The sequence below is a fragment of the Massilia norwichensis genome, assembly GCF_024753245.1.
Classification (GTDB): domain Bacteria; phylum Pseudomonadota; class Gammaproteobacteria; order Burkholderiales; family Burkholderiaceae_D; genus Telluria; species Telluria norwichensis.
This window is the reverse complement of sequence record NZ_JANUGX010000002.1, coordinates 70,012-87,448: the sequence shown is the minus strand read 5'-3', so window position 1 is coordinate 87,448 and position 17,437 is coordinate 70,012. Positions and strand designations below refer to the sequence as shown.

The window sequence follows — 17,437 nt, the reverse complement described above, 5'->3', positions numbered from 1 at the left end:
CAGACGATCTAATTGAGCCGGTAATCGACCGGCAGCAGGGGCGGGGGAAGATCGGTGTCGCCGAGCGCCATGCGCAGGTCGATCTCGATGGTGCGGCACATGGCTTCGAGCGGCAGGTCGTGGTCGGAGGTGCCGAAGGGCTCCTCGATTTCGTCGCCGAGGGCGTCCAGGCCGAAGAAGGTGTAGGCGACCAGCAGCGTCACCGCCGGGGTCAGGTCGCCGATCGCGTCGACCAGGCCGAAGGGCAGCAGCCAGCAATACAGGTAGGCGGTGCGGTGCAGCAGCAGGGTGTAGGAAAAGGGCGTGGGGGTACTGCGGATGCGCTCGCAGGAGGCGGCCACACCGGTGATCGCCGACAGGTTGCCGTCGATGGCCGGGACGATGCAGGGATCGATACGGCCTTCGTGTCTTAGCACGCTAAGGTCTTCGCCCATCGCCAGCATCAGCGCGTACGGCAGGTTGGGCAGCTGGTGCAGGCGCTCCCATTCGTCGGGCTCGACCCAGGGCATCACGTCGCGCGCGGGATCGCTGCCGCGCAGGCGGTGGCGCAGCGCATGCGCGACGGCGATGCCGCGCCGGATCATGCGGATGCGCAGCGGGCTTTCATCGACCAGCGTCAGGCACTGGCGCGCCAGGTTGCGGCTGCGCAGGACCAGTTCGCCCCATTGCTTGCGACCTTCCCAGTAGCGGTCGTAGGCGGCGTTATTACGAAAGCCCAGGAAGATCGCGAGGGGCAGGCCGATCAGCGTGAAGGGAATGGTGCCGATCGTGAATTTGTGACCCCAGATTGCGCCGTGGCTCCAGGTGACGAGCACCGCCAATAGGGTGGTGCCAAGCAGGCTTTTCCAGATGTTGGGCAGGACCGAGCCCCGCATTATCAAGAACAGGCGCAGGGGAGAAGGGCGGTCGCGGACGATCATGCCTCGTCCGCCGTGTGCCTCAGTGGCAGAAGTAAATCGGAAACTTTGTAACTCGGCATGATGGAACCCGGAACGGCTGATGTCGGTGCTGCCATTGTGCGCCAGGCACGCAAAGACTCTGCGCTCGCTTGGGCCAAGGCTTCCTTCATTCTGAACTTGCGACGCGGAAATGCCTAATTCTCATTCCTGATGACGGCCATGCGTGCATTGAATGGCGCAGTGCAGCATGCGCGGTAGATTGTTGCCGCAAGTCATGACCATGGCGGCGGCGATATCGCACAATTTTTATCCGCAAGGAAACTTTGAGCCTTCATTGCCATGCTGACTAGACTGCTGAAACTCAGCAAGACCAACCTGGTTTATTTCGCGGCATTCATCTTGTTGGTGGCAGTGATGCTGCTTAGCGATCCCGACTATTTCTGGCATCTGAAAACCGGCGAATACATCGTGGCCCACGGCGCATTGCCTGCCGGCGACGTTTTTTCGTTTACGCGGGCCGGACAAGCATGGGTACTGCACGAGTGGTTGTTCGAAGTGCTGTTGTACCTGGTCTTTGCCGCCGCCGGCGATATCGGCGTCAAGACGCTGGTGGTCATGCTGGGACTCGCCGCGCTGGGGCTGGTGTTCGCGATGGCGAAACGGCTGTCCGCATCGGACGGATTGGCGTGGATTCCGGTGCTGATTGCCGCGCCCGTGCTGATCAGCAGCCTGGCGCCGCGCCCGCAGATGCTCACCTACCTGTGCTTCGCGCTCTATCTGGCGGCGCTGCTGGCGTTCAAATACGCGGGCAAGATTCGTCCCCTGTTCGCCTTGCCGCTCGTGATGGTGGTGTGGGTCAATGGCCATGCCGGCTATGCGATTGGAATCGCGCTGCTGGTCTTGTTCGCCGTCTGCGAGTGGCTGGGGTGGTTGGCCCAGCCGGTGCGCGACCCGGCGCACAAGCGCCGGCTGTTGCGCCTCACACAGGCGGCCTGCCTGGTCGTGCTGGCCAGCCTGGCCAACCCGGGCATGTTCGAGCGCTGGCTGTACCCGTTCCAGGTGCTGGGGATGACGGTTAACGCTGTGATCCAGGAATGGCAGAGCCCGGATTTCCACTGGTTCCCAGCGAAAGCCTACCTCGCGCTGATGCTCTTGCTCCTCATTGCCAATGTCTACGCGGCGCGCAAGCCGGACCTGACCGAACTGGCCTTGCCGCTGTTTTTCGCATTCAATGGTTGTATTGCTGTCCGCCATATGCCGCTCGCGGTGCTGGTGCTGGTGCCGTTCACCGCGCTGGCGCTGGCGCGTTCGCCATTCGCTGACATCGGCGCCCGCGTGCGCGGCTCGGCGCTCGTGTGCTGGTACATGGCGCGTCGCGGCATCGGCAGGGAACTGGGCAAGGGCGAGTTCCTGCTCAACTGGCTGATGGCCTGCGTCATCGCCTTGTGCCTGCCGGCCTATGTGCAGGGTGTGCGGCAGGAAGCGAAGGCGGCGGTTCCCGACGTCAAGATCGTGGGGGCGGCCGACTTCATCGCCGCGCGCGGCCTGGGCGGCAAGCTGTTCAACGCTTACGGCGACGGCGGGTACCTGATCTACCGGCTGGCGCCGCACGCCAGGGTTGCGATCGACGGCCGCGCCGACCTCTACGGCGACCGCTTCATCGAGGACTACATGCGGGTCTATGGCGGCGCGGACGACTGGCAGCCGAAGTTCGAGCGTTTTGGCGCCCACCTGGCGGTGCTGCCGCTCGACGCCCCGATCCGCCAGCTGTTGCTGGCGAGCGCAGGTTTCCGCGAGGTCTACCGCGACAAGTATTACGCCGTGCTGCAGCGCGATCCGCCGGCGCAGAAGGCCAGGGAGGCCGCATGACGTCTCCCTCCGAACTGGTGGCCCTGCAGGAAGTCCTGTACCGCTCCGGCAATCCGACCCGGCGCTGGCTGCACTGCATGCGGCGCGACTGGATCGTCGCCGCGCTGCGGCGGCATGCGCAGTGCGGCGGGCAGGCGCTCGAAGTGGGACCGGGTTGCGGCGTGTACCTGCCGGTGCTCGCCGGGCTGTTCGAGCGCGTGGTCGCGGTGGATATCGAAACGGCCTACCTGCGCCACGCCGACCGGCTGCGCCAGACCCTCCCGAACCTCGAACTGGTATGCGACGACATCTGCGCCTCGTCGCTGCCGGCGCAGTCCTTCGACCTGATCCTGTGCACCGAAGTCATCGAACACATACGGCATTCGCCGGCCGCGCTGCGCGGCATGCAGCGCCTGCTGAAGCCCGGCGGCGTGCTGGTGCTGTCGACGCCGCAGCGTTACAGCCCGCTCGAGCTGGCGGCGAAGATTGCGTTCCTGCCCGGCGTGATCCAGCTGGTGCGGCGCGTCTACCGCGAACCGGTGATCGAGACCGGTCACATCAACCTGATGACGGCGCGCACCGTGCGCCGGCAGCTGCAGGGCGCCGGCTTCCAGATTGTCGAGCAGCACCGCTCCGGTCTGTACCTGCCGCTCATCGCCGAGTTCGGCGGCGAGCGCGGTCAGCAGTTCCTGCAGCGGCTGGCGGACAAGCTCGGCCGCGGCATCGGCAGCCACCTGCTATGGACCCAGTATTACGTGGCCCACGGCAGCGTGCGCTAGCGGCTTCGGTGCCGCTGCGCTTCGCCGTCGTCGGCCTGATCGGCAGCGCCGTGTACTACGCGCTGCTGTGGAGCATGGTGGAACTGGGTGGCGTGCCGGTGCTGCCGGCAAGTACGTTCGCCTTTGCCGTGGTCGTGCTCGAGAATTACCTGTTGCATCGCAGTTGGACCTTTTCCAGTTGCGCACCGCATCGCCAGGCGCTTCCACGCTTTGCGCTGATGGCAGGGTGGGGTGCGGTGCTCAACGGCATGGTCATGGACACCTGCCTGCGCTTCGGCTGGCATTACCTGCTGGCCCAGACACTGGCGCTGGTCGTGGTGGTGGCATGTAATTTCATCGGTACGTTGTTGATATTCTCGCGGAGGACCTGAAGATGCTGCTCGGTGAACAAAAAGAGATGCAGGCGCCCCACAGCCTGTCGGTCGTGGTCCCGGTGTTCAACGAGCAGGAAGTGCTGGCCGATTTCCACTGCCGCCTTGCGGCCGTGCTCGACAGCCTGGGCTTGCGCACCCAGGTCATCTACGTCAACGACGGCAGCACCGATGGCACGCTCGAGGCGATCGCACAACTGGCCGAGCATGATGCGCGCGTGGTGCTGGTCGACCTGTCGCGCAACTTTGGCAAGGAAATCGCGCTCACCGCTGGCCTCGACCATGCCGATGCCGATGCCGTCGTCGTGATCGATGCCGATCTCCAGGATCCGCCGGAACTGATTCCGGAACTGGTTGCGCACTGGCTGGACGGGTATGACGTCGTGTACGCGAAACGGACTTGCCGCGACGGCGAAAGCGTGACCAAGAAAGTCACCGCATTCCTGTTCTACCGGCTGATGCAGAAACTGAGCCGGGTGCGCATTCCGGAAGATACCGGCGATTTCCGCCTGCTCAGCAGGCGCGCGGTGCGCGCGGTCTGCCAGATGCGCGAGCAGCATCGCTTCATGAAGGGCCTGTTCGCGTGGATCGGCTTCCCGCAGAAGGCGGTGCCGTACCGGCGCGCACCGCGCCATGCCGGCGCCACCAAGTGGAATTACTGGAAGCTGTGGAATTTTGCACTGGAAGGCATCACCTCGTTCACCTGCCTGCCGCTCAAGATTGCCACTTATGTCGGCCTGTGCAGCGCCCTCGGCGCCTTCGCTTATGGCCTGTATATCGTGCTGCGCACGGTGGTCCTGGGCAGCCCGGCGCCCGGCTATCCCTCGCTGCTGGCAATGGTGACCTTTCTTGGCGGCCTGCAGCTGCTCAGCATCGGCATCATCGGCGAATACCTGGCGCGCATGTTTGACGAGAGCAAGCGCCGGCCGCTCTATTTCCTGAAGGACGGCCAGCCACGCGACAGCCTCCGCCTCGCAGCGCCGTTCTGGGACGAGTATGCGGCGCTCGAGCGCCGCCTCAGCAAGACCACCTGAGCGACCTGAGCGCTTGCAACACGTCTTCAGCCGGGCATGGCCGGCGGCGCGCCGGCCTGGATGCGCTGCCAGCCGCGCAGCCCGGCAATCGCCTCTTCCTTGTTCTTCGCCTCGATCTCGATCCAGGGTGCCTGCGCGTAAGCGGTGGGCATCACGGTGATCAGGTCGGCATGCTGGCGGTCGTTGAAGTCTTCGCGGCCGTTCGAGATGTGGACCAGCTGGTGCGCCGGCTCCGGCCAGGTGTCGCGCGCCCTGGCCAGCATCGCGGCCACGCTCGGGTCTTCGTAGCTGGACAGCTTTTCGCTGACGATATGGTGGTGGGCATCGAACACCATCGGCACTTGCGCGCGGGTGCAGACATCGTGGATCTGCTCGGCGTTGTACGCATATTCGTCGTTCTCGAGGCAGAGGCGGGTGCGGATCGCATCGGGCAGGGCGCGGATGCGTTCGACCAGGGCGTCGCTGCGATTGGCCTTGCCGCCGTGGACCTCGAGCACGGCCCAGGGCGAGCGCGGCTGCTGCAGCAGGTCCATGATGTCGGCGTGCATCTGCAGGATCTTGATGCTGTTGGCGACCACATCCGGCGAATCCGAGCTGAGCACAACGAACTGGTCCGGATGCATCACCAGGCGCAGCCCCATCGCCGTGGCGCGCTGGCCGGTGCGGGCCAGGCTGGGTGCCAGCTTCTGCATCACCTCGCGGCCGACGTCTTCGTCGAAGAAGGGGAAGATCGAGGACGGCATGCGGTACAGGCGGATGCCTTCGCGCTTGCAGTACTGCAGGGCGCCGTCCAGGGTCTGGATGTTGTCGCGGTAGATATCGTCGAGCAGCTTGCGCTGGCCATCGTCCGAATGCTCCAGCAGCCGCTTGCGGGTGATGGTGCGGTAGCGGACGTCCTTCGATACCGTGATGCAGACCAGGCCGAGCTCAGGAGACATAGTGCGCCAGAATCGTTGATGGGCAGGCCATGTTCCCGCGAATCGCCCGCACCGTCAAACCAGTTCCGCGCCGCAATCAATTTCCAAAAACCGGGGTCAGACACCGATTTTTGGAAAAAGCTCGTAGGATATTTCCAAAATTTGGTGTCTGACCCCGGTTTGATTTAGAGCAGGGGTAGGGTGACGGTGAAGGTGCTGCCCTGGCCCTGGCCGGGGCTGCTGGCCGTGACCTGGCCGCCGTGCAGTTCCACCAGTTTGCGTACCAGGGCCAGGCCGAGGCCGAGGCCGCCCTGGGTGCGGTCGAGGGTGCGCGAGCCTTGGGTGAACAGGTCGAACACCACCGGCAGCAGATCGGGGCCGATACCGGTGCCGTTGTCGCGCACCGTCAGGCGCGCCTGGCCTTCGTGCGCGTCCAGCGCGACCCGGATGTGACCGCCCTCGGGCGTGTATTTGGCGGCGTTGTTGAGCAGATTGGCGGCCACCTGCACCAGCCGCGTGTGGTCGCCGTCGACCGTCAGCGCCTGTTCCGGCAGCGCCACCTCGAACCGGTGGCGGCGCGTCTCGAGCAGGGGCCGCGACTGCTCGACCGCTTCGCTCACCACGCGCCGCATGTCGACCGGCTTGTGAATGATGGTCACCAGGCCGCGCGTCACCCGCGAGACGTCCAGCAAATCGTCGACCAGGTGGCGCATGTGGGCGACCTGGCGCGCCACGATCTCGCTGATCTGCTTCACGCGCGGTTCGCCCGAATACGCGATGCGCAGCATGTCGGCGGCGCTGCTGATCGGCGCCAGCGGATTGCGCAGCTCGTGGGCCAGCATCGCCAGGAATTCATCCTTGCGCTGGTCGGCCAGCTGCAGCGCTTCTTCGGCGTGCTTGCGTTCGGTGATGTCGATCGCGATCGCGTGCACCACGGTGCGACGGCCATCCTCGGCCAGGCCCAGGCGGCCGCGGATGTCGATCCAGATCAGGCGCCCGTCGTCGGCACGGTGGATGCGCGGCGTGGCACGGTACTCGCCGCCTTCGCGCACGGCGCGGTCGACGGTTTCGCGCATGGATTCGCGGTCGTCGGGATGCACCAGCTCCCACAGCTCGTCGACGTTGCTCCAGCTCTTGCCGAACACGCTGTGCAGGTTGGCGGCGAAGCTGACCTCGCCATTGAAAGGATCGCGCTCCCACACCGCCATGCGTGCCGCGACCAGGCCCTGCTGCAGGCGCTCCTCGCTGTAGCGGACCGCACGCTCGGCCTGTTCGAGCTGGCTGACGTCGGTCGCGGTGCCGAACCATTGCATGATGCGCCCGCCCTCGTCGCGCAGCGGCGTGATCGCGCAGAAGAAGCTGTGGTACCGGCCGTCGGCATCGCGCAGCGGGAAGGTCATCTGGTCCGGCTCCCCGCCGGCGACGGCTGCGCGCCAGCGCCGCATCACCTCGGGCAGGACGTTCGGGTCGTGCAGCGTCTGCCAGTCGTCGTTCGAGAATTCGCCCGGCGCGGTGCCGGTGAACTCATACCAGCGGTCGTTGAACCAGACGATCCGGCCGTCCGGCTCGGCCATCCACACCAGCTGCGGAATGTTGTTCGACAGCTGGTGGAAGCGGCGCCGCTCCGCCTCCAGGTGCGCGTGCTGTTCGTACAGGCGGTCCAGCATGCGGTTGATGGCGCCGGCCAGGCTGACCACCTCGCGGCTGCCGGCCAGCGGCGCGCGCTGGTGCTTGACCCCGGCGTCGCCCAGGCTGGCGGAGAAGGTTTCCAGGCGGCGCAGGTCGCGCGTCAGGCCCTGCGCCAGGCGCTGGGCCAGCAGGAACACCAGCAGCGCCAGCGCGGCCGTGATGGCGCCGATCAGCAGGTATTGCGGCGCCGGCGCCTCGAGCGGGTTCGCCAGCCTGCGCTCGTCCTCGCGCAGCGTCAGATCGAGGTGGGCCAGGGCGGGCGGCAGCGGCACCTGCGCGGCGATCTCGTGCGCCGCGGCCGGGCGCGCGCCGGCAGGTGCCAGCACCGCCCACGGCGCCGGTTTCAGATCGGCCAGGCGCACCTTGTACATCAGCGCGCCCTCGGGCGTGCGGGTGCGCGAGTAGCGCAGCAGGTAGACCCCGAACAGTTCGCCGTCGTGCAGGGCCGGGCGCTCGACGCCGCTGGCCAGGCGCTCGCGCAGCCAGGCGATTTCCTTCGGCCCGAAGCCGGCCGAACCGTTGTCGGCGATCGCCTTGCCTTCGAAATCGGTGAACAGCACCTGCACCGGAATCCCGTTCATCTGGCGCATGCCGTGCAGGAAGGGCGTCAGGTAGGTTTCCTTGCCGGCGCTGTCGACCAGGGCGTTGGCCAGGATCGGACTGGCGGCAACATCCGCCAGGCGCGTGCTGAGCGCTTCGAGGTTGTGGCCGACGGTGCGCGCATGGAAGGCGACTTCGCGCTGCTGCAGCAAATCGTTGGCGTGCTCGCGCTGGCGGTCGATCAGCCACAGCGAGACGATCGAGATCAGCAGCATGGCGGCCGCGGTCAGGATCGCGGCGGCGATCGCGAAGCGCCGCGACAGCCGGGCGGGAGGAGATGCCGGCGCCATGCTCACTCCTGGGCCGGCACCAGGACGCCGTCGTTCCGGTAGCGCGCCATCAGCAGCTCGTTCGGGCCCAGCGCCTCATGACGGGCGGGCGTGAAGGGCGGCGCATAGTTCTTGACCAGACCGCGCCAGGCCGGCAGCTTTTCGAGCGCATCGCGCACCTGCTTGCGGTCGGTGCTGCCGGCGCGCTCGATCGCCTGCGCCAGGATGTGGGTCAGGTCGTAGGCATGGGCGGCACCGACCGGTCCCTTGATGTCTTCGATGCGCCGCACGTTCGAGACTTTCGCGGCGCTGGCCAGGAAGCGCCGCACGCGCGCCGGATCGGCCTTCCAGAAGCTGAAGGTCTGGATGACCGTGAAGTCGACCTGCTGCAGCGCGGGCCCGGCCTGCTTGACGAACTCGCCGCCGGTCACGCCCCAGTGGCTCAGGATCGGGATGCGCTCCGCTTTCGGCAGTGCCGCCACTTCGCGCACCAGCACCGCGGCTTCGTCGTCGTTCGCGACCAATACGATGGCTTCGGCGCCGGCCGCGCGCAGCTGCTGGTATTTGCCGATCAGCGAGGCATCGCGCCAGTTGTACCAGGAGGTGCCGACGATGCGCATGCCGCGGTTGGCGTCCACCGCGCGTTGGGCCGCCTCGGCATTGCTGCGGCCCCAGGAGGTGTTGGTCAGCAGCAGCCCGATGTCGTCCAGGCGGCGCCGGTGCGCGGACTGCATCAGCTTCGGCATCGCCAGCGAATCGCGCAGCGACAGGCGGTAGACGTAGTTCGGCCGCATCTCGTTGTCGACGATCCCATCGGCCGAGGACCAGACCGCCATGAACAGGGTCCTGGTCGAACGCAGGACCGGCAGCTCTTCGATGATCACGGGACTGAAGCGGCCGCCGAACACCGCCACCAGGTCCGGCATGCGCGCGAATTCCTGGATGTTGCGGATACCGCGCGCCGGGATCGAGCGGTGATCCTTGATCACCAGTTCGAGCGGCCGCCCGCCGAGCACGCCGCCGCCCGCGTTGATCTCGGCGATCGCGCTGCGCATGCCCAGCTCGACCGCCTGGGCCGAGGTACTGTTGTCCAGTCCGAATTCGCCGTCGATCCCCAGCAGTACCGGTTGCGGTCCGGCCGCCTGCGCCAGGCCTCCCGACAGGACAAGGCAGGCAAGGCTGCAACGCAGCCGGCGGGAGAAACGGGACAGGAAGCGGGGAGTCACTGGGCGGCAATCGATTAACAATGGATTTGTGCCATTTTAACTTTTTTACCCCTGGCGCCCGCTTTCTTCTTGTCCAGGCTACCCGGCTCACTTACCCACGCCGCCACCGTCTGCCGACGCTGAAGCCGGCTTTCTGAAAGCTAAGGAACGCCCCGTCGGCGCCGCTTTCGGCAGAATGGTCGCCATTGCGAACACTGCAAAGGAGATGACCATGGCAAACCAGCAGAAGGACGATTCCATGTCGCGCAGCGACACCACCGCGCCGGGCGGCGCCCAGCCGGTGCAGCAGCAATCGGAAGCCGGCCAGACCGGCAGCGAAGTGGCGGGCAAGGTCGGCGGTACCGACGCCGCAGCCGGTGCGCAGATGGCCGGCGCCGGCAACCGCGGCGGCAGCGGCGTGCCGCAGCAGGGCCCTGACGCCGGCGCAGGCCAGGCCCAGCAGCTCAGCCCCGGCACCGGCGCGGCGGTGGCCGGCGGCACCGGCCTCGGCGAAGCGGCCAGCGCCGACGATGCGCGCGTCGGTACCAGCACCGGGCAGGGTGCCAACCTGACCGGGGGCGACGCCAGCAGCGGCGACATCCCGCCGCCGAACAATAAAGGCGGCGCCTCGGCGGCTTGAGTCGTCCGCCCCCGTCGTTTCGTACGTCGTCCCCGCGCAGGCGGGGACCCAAGTTCTCTCTTCACCCCTGCGCCTCGGCGCGCCACCCGCTTCTTCCTGTCCCCGAATCCCGCCTGCGCACCCGCGTGTCGAAAAAATGACGCGCGACTTCGCGATAGCAAGATTTGACAAACATGGCCAGGAAATCAACGACACAATGCGGCCCATACCAAGAACAGTTTGATGGCGCATTTTCGGGAGATGACATGAACGAGTCGAAGGCAGGCAAGGCGATCGCACGCACCGCGATCGCGAGCGCAGTATCGGTACTGGTGCTGGGGATGGCGGCGCAGGCGCAGGCCCAGGAAACCCGTCCTGGCGAAGCGCAGACGGTGATCGTGACCGGCGTGCGCGCCGCGCTCGAACAGTCGCTGCGCCAGAAGCGCAATGCCGATGCGGTGGTCGAAGTCGTGACCGCCGAAGACATCGGCAAGATGCCGGACAAGAACGTCGCCGATGCGATCCAGCGCCTGCCCGGCGTGAACACGCAGTCGTCGGCGGGCGGCGAGGGCGGCTTCGGCGAGAACGACCGCGTCAGCCTGCGCGGCACCAGCCCCAGCCTGCAGCAGACCCTGTTCAACGGCCACGCGATCAGCACCGGCGACTGGTTCGTGCTGAACCAGATCGGCGGCAACGTCGGCCGCTCCAGCTCCTTCTCGCTGCTGCCCTCGGAACTGGTCGGCTCCATCGTCGTGCAGAAGAGCGCGACCGCCGACCTGGTCGAAGGCGGCGTCTCCGGCGCCATCAACGTGATCACGCGCCGCCCGCTCGACTTCAGGCAGGCGCTGACGGTCGAGGCTTCGGTGCAGGCCAACTACAACGACCTCGCCAAGAAGACCGAGCCGCAAGTGTCGGCGCTGGTCAGCTGGAAGAACCCGGCCAACAACGTCGGCGTGCTGCTGCAGGGCTTCTCGGAAAAGCAGAGCGTGCGCCGCGACGGCCAGGAAGTGCTGGGCTATACCCCGATCAGCGCGAGCAGCGCCGCCGCCATCGCCAATCCGGCGCTGGCCGGCGTGGCGGTGCCGACCTTCATCGGCGCCGCGCTGTTCGAACAGAAGAAGAAGCGCGAAGGCGGCGCCTTCGACATCGAGGCCAAGCCGTCGCGCGACTTCGGCATCGACCTGAACGGCTTCTACTCGAAGCTGGAAGCGCCGCACCAGAACACCAACTGGCTGGCCGCGCCGGCCAACTCGATCAACAGCAGCGGCCTGATTCCGCAGAACCCGGTGATCCGCAATAACACCCTGGTCGGCGCCGGTTTCGTCAGCAACTCGGGCGAGGTCGACAACATCTACCGCCCGAACGCCGGCGGCGAATCCTGGTATCTCGACCTGAACGCGCGTTTCCGCGCCAGCGACGACCTGAGCTTCACGGGCCGCGTCGGCAAGACCCACGGCATCGGCTACGACCGCGACGACGTCTACTACCAGAACAACGTCGACGGCGGCATGGTCTACGCGCTGAACGGCCTGACCCCTGCCAGCGTCAGCTACCCAGGCGGCAACCCGGCGCGTCCCGGCACTACGGCCTGGGCCGGCGGCGGCGAGGCGCAATCGGTCGACCAGGAAAAGTATGCGCAGATCGACGGCGAGTACCGGCTGCACGACAATCCCTGGGCCAGCGCGATCCGCTTCGGCGCCCGCTTCACGGACCACAAGCGCACCGCCGAGCACCCGCTCGAAACGCGGCCCGGCCCGAACGGCTTCAGCAACCCGGGCCCGGTGTGGAACGGCAGCATGTACCCGTCGGACTTCGGCAATGACCTCGGCGGCAGCGTTTTCAACGGCTACTTCAAGTACGACGGCGCGGCCCTCGGCGCCTGGGGCGCGGTGCCGGGCAACCGCCTGCTCGACTACACCTTGCGCCACAACTGGCTCGACGAATTCCAGGTCGGCGAAAAGACCGCGGCCCTGTACGGCATGGCGGAATTCGGCGGCGACGGCTGGAGCGGTAACGCCGGCCTGCGTGCGGTCGAGACGCGCCAGACCACGATCGTCAACCTGCCCGGCGGCACGGCGCCGATCCTTGGGTCGGCCTTCGGTCCCTACACCCCGACCACCTTCAAGCGCACCTACCGCGACTACCTGCCGAGCGTGAACCTGAAGTTCGATGTGCGCTCCGATCTGGTGGTGCGCGGCGCGATCGCCAAGACCGTGGCGCGTCCCGACTACAGCGCGCTGGGCGGCTCGGTATCGCTGAACGACGACGCCCTGTCCGGCAGCGGCGGCAACGTCAATCTCGACCCGGTGCGCTCGACCAACTTCGACCTCTCGGCCGAATGGTATTTCGCACCGAAGGCGATGCTGTCGGCCGGCCTGTTCTACATGGACTTCGGCTCCATCGTGGCCCAGGGCACCAGTACCGGCAGCTACTACAACAACAAGCGCGGCGTGTTCACCAATTACCAGATCACCTCGCCGTACAACACCGGCGCCAAGAACAAGGGCGTCGAGTTGAGCTGGCAGCAGCCCCTGATGAACAACTTCGGCTTCCTCGCCAACTACACCTACGCCGACGGCGAACTGGATGACGGCGGCGAGATGCTGAACTCCTCGAAGAACACCTGGAACCTGACCGGCTTCTACGAGAACGAGCGCTTCAGCGCGCGCCTGGCCTACAGCTACCGCTCGTCGTACAAGGCGGGCGTGGACCGCGGCGCCAGCCAGCACGTCGACAGCATGCCCTCGCTGGCGGCCTCGGTGAACGTCAAGCTGACCGAGCACCTGGCGCTGACCTTCGATGCGCTCAATCTTACCAACGAGACCATCAAGATGTACGCCGAGAACAAGGACCGCCCGCGCGCCTTCTATTCGAACGGCCGCACCTTCTACCTCGGCCTGCGCGGCAAGCTCTGATCGTGCCACATCGCGTGGAAATCGCCTGGGCGTGCCTGTCCAACCTGGTCGGCGAAGAAGCCTTCTCGGCCCGGCTGTTACTCCGCAACGCCTCGGATGCGCCGATCGCGGCGGGCTGGCAGCTGTACTTCAACACCTGCCGCCGCGTGCTGGCCGACAGCGTCGATGCCGGCTGGCGCATCGACCACCTGAACGGCGACCTGTTCCGGCTGCGCTCGACGAGCGGCGCGGACTGGCAGCCCGGCGAGGCCTTCGAGATCGGCTACGTGGCCCAGTTCTGGGCCATCAGCGTGACCGATGCGCCGCTCGGTTTTTATCTGATCGAAGCGGACGGCAAGGTCACCGACCTCGGCGACCCCGAGATCCAACCGTTCACCCGCCCGGAGCAGCTGCACCGCCATGCGCGCGACCTGCTGCCGTCCCTCGATGCGGCACGGCGCTACCGCGAGAATGCCGCGCTGCGCCTGCTGCCGATTGAGGAGGTCGGGCGCATCACGCCACGGCCGCTGCATGCCGTCTTCGGCGATGGGCGCTGCGTCCTGTCCGGCACCGCCGACATCGTCGCCGGGCCCGCGCTGGCGGGGGAAGCGGCCTTTCTGCGTGCGCTGCTGGCCGAGCTGCCGGACGCCGCGGGTGCCGTGGAGGCAGCGCGCATCGTGCTCGAGATCGGCGCGGTCGACGCCGAAGGGCCGGAAGCCTATGCGCTGGAGATCGGGCCGGCCGCGCTGCGCCTGCGCGGCGCCAGCGCCCACGGCGTCTTCAACGGCATCCAGACCCTGGCGCAGCTGCTGGCGCCCGACGGCACGCTGCCTTGCGGGCAGGTGCTGGATGCGCCGCGCTTCGGCTACCGCGGCATGATGCTGGACGTGGCACGCCACTTCTCGTCCACCGCGACGGTGCTGCGCCTGCTCGACTGCATGGCCGTCTATAAGCTGAACAAGCTGCACCTGCACCTGACCGACGACGAAGGCTGGCGCCTGCAGATCGATGCGCTGCCCGAGCTGACCGCGATCGGCTCCAAACGCGGCGTGGCCGGGCAGGGCGCGGCGCTGCCGGCGTCCTTCGGTTCCGGCGCCGACGTCGAGCGTTCGGCCGGCACCGGCTACTACGACGCGGCCGACTTCATCGCCATCCTGCGGTATGCGCACGCGCGCCACATCGAGGTGGTCCCGGAATTCAACATGCCGGGCCATGCGCGCGCCGCCGTGCTGGCGATGCGCGCGCGTCACGAGCGCCTGCGCGCGCAGGGCGACATCGAGGGCGCCGAGCGCTATCTGCTGAGCGACCCGGACGATGCCTCAAGCTACGAATCGGTGCAGATGTGGCGCGACAACGTGATGTGCATCGCGCTGCCCTCGGTCGACCGCTTCTTCGACACCGTGGTCGCCCATGTGGCGGCGCTGTACCGCGAGGCCGGCGTGCCGCTGCGTGCCGTGCACACCGGCGGCGACGAGGTACCGCTGGGCGCCTGGCTCGGCTCGCCCGTCTGCCGTGCGCTGATGCGCGAGCGCGGCTGGCTCGATGTCGGCCAGCTGCACGCGGATTTCGTCGAGCGCTGCCGCGCGATCCTGGCGCGGCACGGCCTGGCCTTCGCCGGGTGGGAAGAGACGGCGCTGAAGCACGGCGCCGCCACTGCGGAAGGCTGCGCGCCGGCCCAGCACGAGAACACCCGCAAGGTCGAGGGCGCGCCGCTGCCGCTGCCGCGGCCCGCCTTCGACGGCCCGGGCTTTCAGGTGTATGCCTGGAACAATGCCTGGGGTTCGGGCAAGGAGGACGTGGCCTACCGCCTGGCGAACGGCGGCTACGACGTGGTGCTGGCGAATGCCGCCAACCTGTATTTCGACCTGGCCTACGCCAAGGACCCGCAGGAGCCGGGCTACTATTGGGCCGGCTTCGTCGAGACCCGCCATGCCTTCGTGTTCTGCCCGCTGGACATGATCGCCAGCGCCGCCAGCGATCCGATGGGGCACGCTATTGCGCCCGAGCGGCTGGCGGCGATGACGCGCCTGTCCGCCGAGGGCCGCACCCGCATCCTCGGCCTGCAGGGCCAGTTGTGGGGCGAGAATGCGCGCACGCGCGAACGCGTCGAATACCTGGCGGCGCCGCGCATGCTGGCGCTGGCGGAGCGGGCCTGGGCGCCCGACCCCGGCTGGTGCCGGATCGACGACCCGGCCGCGCGCGCGCAGGCGATTGAGGCCGACTGGAACGAGTTCGCCAACCGCCTCGGCCAGCGCGAGCTGCCGCGCCTGGACCGCGCGCCGCTGGCTTACGGCTACCGCCTGCCGCCGCCGGGCGTGCTGTGCGAGGGCCGGACCATCCACGCGAATGTCGCCCTGCCGGGCCTGGCGCTGCATTACACTCTGGACGGCAGCGTACCGACCCCTGCCAGCCCGCGCTACACGCAGCCGGTGGCGGTGCCGCCGGGGACGGCGCTGTGCAAGGTCGCCACCTTCGACACCCGCGGCCGCAGCAGCCGTATCGTCACCATCGCCCTGGAGCCGCACGCATAGATATGGACAAGGCAGACCCGCAACACCTGGCGCCGCATCGGCCTGACGTCAACAGGATGCGCCACCCGCTGGCCTGGGTGCCCAGCCTCTACCTGGCGCAGGGACTGCCGTTCTACAGCGTGGCGCTGGTGGCGGGCCTGATGTTCAAGAGCATGGGCGTGCCCAACGAGCAGATCGCGCGCTGGACCGGCGTGCTCGGCCTGGCCTGGGTCTTCAAGGCCTTGTGGAGTCCCTTCCTAGAACTCTTCCGCAGCAAGAAGCGCATCGTCGTGGTGCTGCAGATCGCGGGCGGCATCGCGCTCGGCGCGTTGGCGCTGGCCCTGCAGCTGCCGGCCTGGTTCGCGCTGGCGATCGCGCTGCTGGCGGTGGTGTCGCTGGCATCGAGCACCCACGACATCGCCGCGGACGGGCTGTACATCGCCAGCCTGTCGGCCAGGCAGCAGGCGGCCTACGCCGGCTGGCAGGGTGCCTTCTTCAACGGCGCCAAGTTCCTGTCGCTGGGCGGCCTGGTGATCCTGGCCGGCTACCTGGAACAGCGCGTCGGCGCGCAACTGGCCTGGTCCACCGTGTTCGGGCTGCTGGGCGCGCTGATGGCGGGACTCGGCCTGTATCACCTGTGGGCGCTGCCCGGGCCGCAGCCGGCGGCATCGGGGGCGGTGCCCGGCGCGCGTGCTCCGCTCGATGTGCTGGCCGACGTGATCCGCGCCTTCTTCGCCAAGCCGGGCATCTGGCTCGGCATCCTGTTCATCCTGCTGTTCCGCACCGCCGAGGGCCAGGTGCAGACCATCGGCCCGCTGTTCCTGCGCGACGCGCGCGCCGTCGGCGGCATGGGCCTGTCGACCCAGGAAGTGGGCGCGATCTACGGCACCGCCGGCACCGCCGCCTTCCTGGTCGGCAGCATCCTGGGCGGCTATTTCACGTCCTGGCTGGGTCTGAAGCGTGCGATGGTGTTCCTGATCCTGGCGATGAACCTGCCCAACCTGGTGTTCTATTACCTCAGCATGGCCCAGCCCGAATCGCTGGGCGTGGTCACCGCCTCGCTGGCGGCCGAGATGTTCGGCTACGGCTTCGGCTTCGTCGGCATGATCCTGTTCATCATGCAGGTGATCGCGTCCGGACCTTATCAGACTGCCCACTATGCGCTGGGCTCGGGCTTCATGCAGCTGGGCTTCGTGCTGTCCAAGGTGGTCAGCGGCGACATCCAGCGGGCGCTTGGCTATCAACACTTCTTCCTGTGGGTGGTGCTGTCGGCGCTGCCGGTACTGTTGCTGACACGCTTCGTTCGGCTCGAACCGGAAAAATAAGCAGGCAGGGCTTGAAATACTCCGTATATACTCCAACTGGAGTATAAGGAGAGTATTTATATGAAGCTTGTCGAAGCCAAACCCAAATTTCCGGACACCGAAAAGGTGACCATCAACCTCGGCCTGGTCGATCTCGCGCAGATGGACCTGCTGGTCGAAGAAGGCTTCTATACCAACCGCACCGACTTCGTGCGCATGGCGATCCGCAAGCAGCTGGAGCTGCACGGCGAGGCGATCCGCCAGACCGTGATCCGCAAGCGCTACGTGATGGGCTTGCAGCGCTACACGAAAGCCGAGCTGGAAAAGACGGTCGCCCAGGGCGAACGGCTCGAAATCCACGTGCTCGGCCTGGCTTCCATCGACGACGACGTCACCCCCGAACTGGCACGCGAGGCGATCGCCTCGATCCACGTGCTGGGCGCCTTTTTAGCCTCGAACGCCGTCAAGGCGGCGCTCGCAGACCGCATCGAATCCTAAG

13 protein-coding genes are annotated in these 17,437 nt (G+C 67.2%); 9 read left to right on the top strand and 4 right to left on the bottom strand.

Translation table 11 applies throughout. The features are described 5' to 3' along the window. Nucleotides 1-8: 8 nt before the first annotated feature. Nucleotides 9-920: a bestrophin family protein gene (locus NX782_RS02135; RefSeq protein WP_258843847.1), complete on the bottom strand. Its 912-nt coding sequence runs from the start codon at nucleotides 918-920 to the stop codon at nucleotides 9-11. A gap of 318 nt (nucleotides 921-1,238) precedes the next feature. Here NX782_RS02135 and NX782_RS02130 point away from each other — a divergent pair, with 318 nt between their 5' ends. From NX782_RS02130 to NX782_RS02115, 4 genes are read left to right on the top strand one after another with little or no spacing between them, the layout of a single operon-like run. After that, entirely contained in the window at nucleotides 1,239-2,768 is a 1,530-nt protein-coding gene (locus tag NX782_RS02130; protein ID WP_258843846.1) for a hypothetical protein, read from the top strand. Next, entirely contained in the window at nucleotides 2,765-3,526 is a 762-nt protein-coding gene (locus NX782_RS02125; protein WP_258843845.1) for a class I SAM-dependent methyltransferase, read from the top strand. Before NX782_RS02130 ends, NX782_RS02125 begins: the two co-directional genes overlap by 4 nt. Next, a complete protein-coding gene (locus tag NX782_RS02120) occupies nucleotides 3,487-3,897 on the top strand; it encodes a GtrA family protein (protein WP_258843844.1) in 411 nt (136 codons plus the stop codon). Before NX782_RS02125 ends, NX782_RS02120 begins: the two co-directional genes overlap by 40 nt. A gap of 2 nt (nucleotides 3,898-3,899) precedes the next feature. Then, nucleotides 3,900-4,931, top strand: a complete 1,032-nt coding sequence (locus NX782_RS02115) for a glycosyltransferase family 2 protein (RefSeq protein ID WP_258843843.1) — start codon at nucleotides 3,900-3,902, stop codon at nucleotides 4,929-4,931. A gap of 26 nt (nucleotides 4,932-4,957) precedes the next feature. Here the strand turns inward: NX782_RS02115 and uvsE are convergent, their stop codons facing one another. From uvsE to NX782_RS02100, 3 genes are all read right to left on the bottom strand, one after another. Further along, on the bottom strand, nucleotides 4,958-5,869 hold the full coding sequence (gene uvsE, locus NX782_RS02110; protein WP_258843842.1) for a UV DNA damage repair endonuclease UvsE: 912 nt from the start codon (nucleotides 5,867-5,869) through the stop codon (nucleotides 4,958-4,960). A 164-nt stretch (nucleotides 5,870-6,033) separates the two neighbouring features. Then, nucleotides 6,034-8,427 (bottom strand): sensor histidine kinase, encoded by a 2,394-nt coding sequence (locus NX782_RS02105; protein ID WP_258843841.1) that lies wholly within the window; start codon nucleotides 8,425-8,427, stop codon nucleotides 6,034-6,036. Between the two features lie 2 nt (nucleotides 8,428-8,429). Further along, nucleotides 8,430-9,632, bottom strand: a complete 1,203-nt coding sequence (locus NX782_RS02100; RefSeq protein WP_258843840.1) for an ABC transporter substrate-binding protein — start codon at nucleotides 9,630-9,632, stop codon at nucleotides 8,430-8,432. A 211-nt stretch (nucleotides 9,633-9,843) separates the two neighbouring features. On the opposite strand from NX782_RS02100, the gene NX782_RS02095 reads away from it, so the two are divergent. The 5 genes from NX782_RS02095 to NX782_RS02075 all read left to right on the top strand — a co-directional run bounded on the left by NX782_RS02095 (nucleotide 9,844) and on the right by NX782_RS02075 (nucleotide 17,436). Further along, entirely contained in the window at nucleotides 9,844-10,251 is a 408-nt protein-coding gene (locus NX782_RS02095) for a hypothetical protein (RefSeq protein WP_258843839.1), read from the top strand. Nucleotides 10,252-10,496: 245 nt separating this feature from the next. Further along, nucleotides 10,497-13,145, top strand: coding sequence for a TonB-dependent receptor (locus tag NX782_RS02090; protein ID WP_258843838.1), 2,649 nt, complete (start codon nucleotides 10,497-10,499; stop codon nucleotides 13,143-13,145). A gap of 2 nt (nucleotides 13,146-13,147) precedes the next feature. Beyond that, nucleotides 13,148-15,655 carry a family 20 glycosylhydrolase gene (locus NX782_RS02085; protein WP_258843837.1) on the top strand — a complete coding sequence of 836 codons (2,508 nt, stop codon included), beginning with the start codon at nucleotides 13,148-13,150 and terminating at the stop codon, nucleotides 15,653-15,655. A 2-nt stretch (nucleotides 15,656-15,657) separates the two neighbouring features. Continuing rightward, entirely contained in the window at nucleotides 15,658-16,959 is a 1,302-nt protein-coding gene (locus NX782_RS02080; RefSeq protein ID WP_258843836.1) for an MFS transporter, read from the top strand. Between the two features lie 60 nt (nucleotides 16,960-17,019). Next, on the top strand, nucleotides 17,020-17,436 hold the full coding sequence (locus NX782_RS02075) for a ribbon-helix-helix domain-containing protein (RefSeq protein ID WP_258843835.1): 417 nt from the start codon (nucleotides 17,020-17,022) through the stop codon (nucleotides 17,434-17,436). Nucleotide 17,437: the final 1 nt, after the last annotated feature.

Bases quoted from the DNA above. Each gene is read 5' to 3' on its own strand.
- NX782_RS02115 (WP_258843843.1), top strand. From the start codon at position 3,900: ATGCTGCTCGGTGAACAAAAAGAGATGCAGGCGCCCCACAGCCTGTCG.
- NX782_RS02135 (WP_258843847.1), bottom strand. From the start codon at position 920: ATGATCGTCCGCGACCGCCCTTCTCCCCTGCGCCTGTTCTTGATAATG.
- NX782_RS02090 (WP_258843838.1), top strand. From the start codon at position 10,497: ATGAACGAGTCGAAGGCAGGCAAGGCGATCGCACGCACCGCGATCGCG.
- uvsE (WP_258843842.1), bottom strand. From the start codon at position 5,869: ATGTCTCCTGAGCTCGGCCTGGTCTGCATCACGGTATCGAAGGACGTC.
- NX782_RS02080 (WP_258843836.1), top strand. From the start codon at position 15,658: ATGGACAAGGCAGACCCGCAACACCTGGCGCCGCATCGGCCTGACGTC.
- NX782_RS02075 (WP_258843835.1), top strand. From the start codon at position 17,020: ATGAAGCTTGTCGAAGCCAAACCCAAATTTCCGGACACCGAAAAGGTG.
- NX782_RS02095 (WP_258843839.1), top strand. From the start codon at position 9,844: ATGGCAAACCAGCAGAAGGACGATTCCATGTCGCGCAGCGACACCACC.
- NX782_RS02120 (WP_258843844.1), top strand. From the start codon at position 3,487: ATGGACCCAGTATTACGTGGCCCACGGCAGCGTGCGCTAGCGGCTTCG.
- NX782_RS02105 (WP_258843841.1), bottom strand. From the start codon at position 8,427: ATGGCGCCGGCATCTCCTCCCGCCCGGCTGTCGCGGCGCTTCGCGATC.
- NX782_RS02130 (WP_258843846.1), top strand. From the start codon at position 1,239: ATGCTGACTAGACTGCTGAAACTCAGCAAGACCAACCTGGTTTATTTC.
- NX782_RS02125 (WP_258843845.1), top strand. From the start codon at position 2,765: ATGACGTCTCCCTCCGAACTGGTGGCCCTGCAGGAAGTCCTGTACCGC.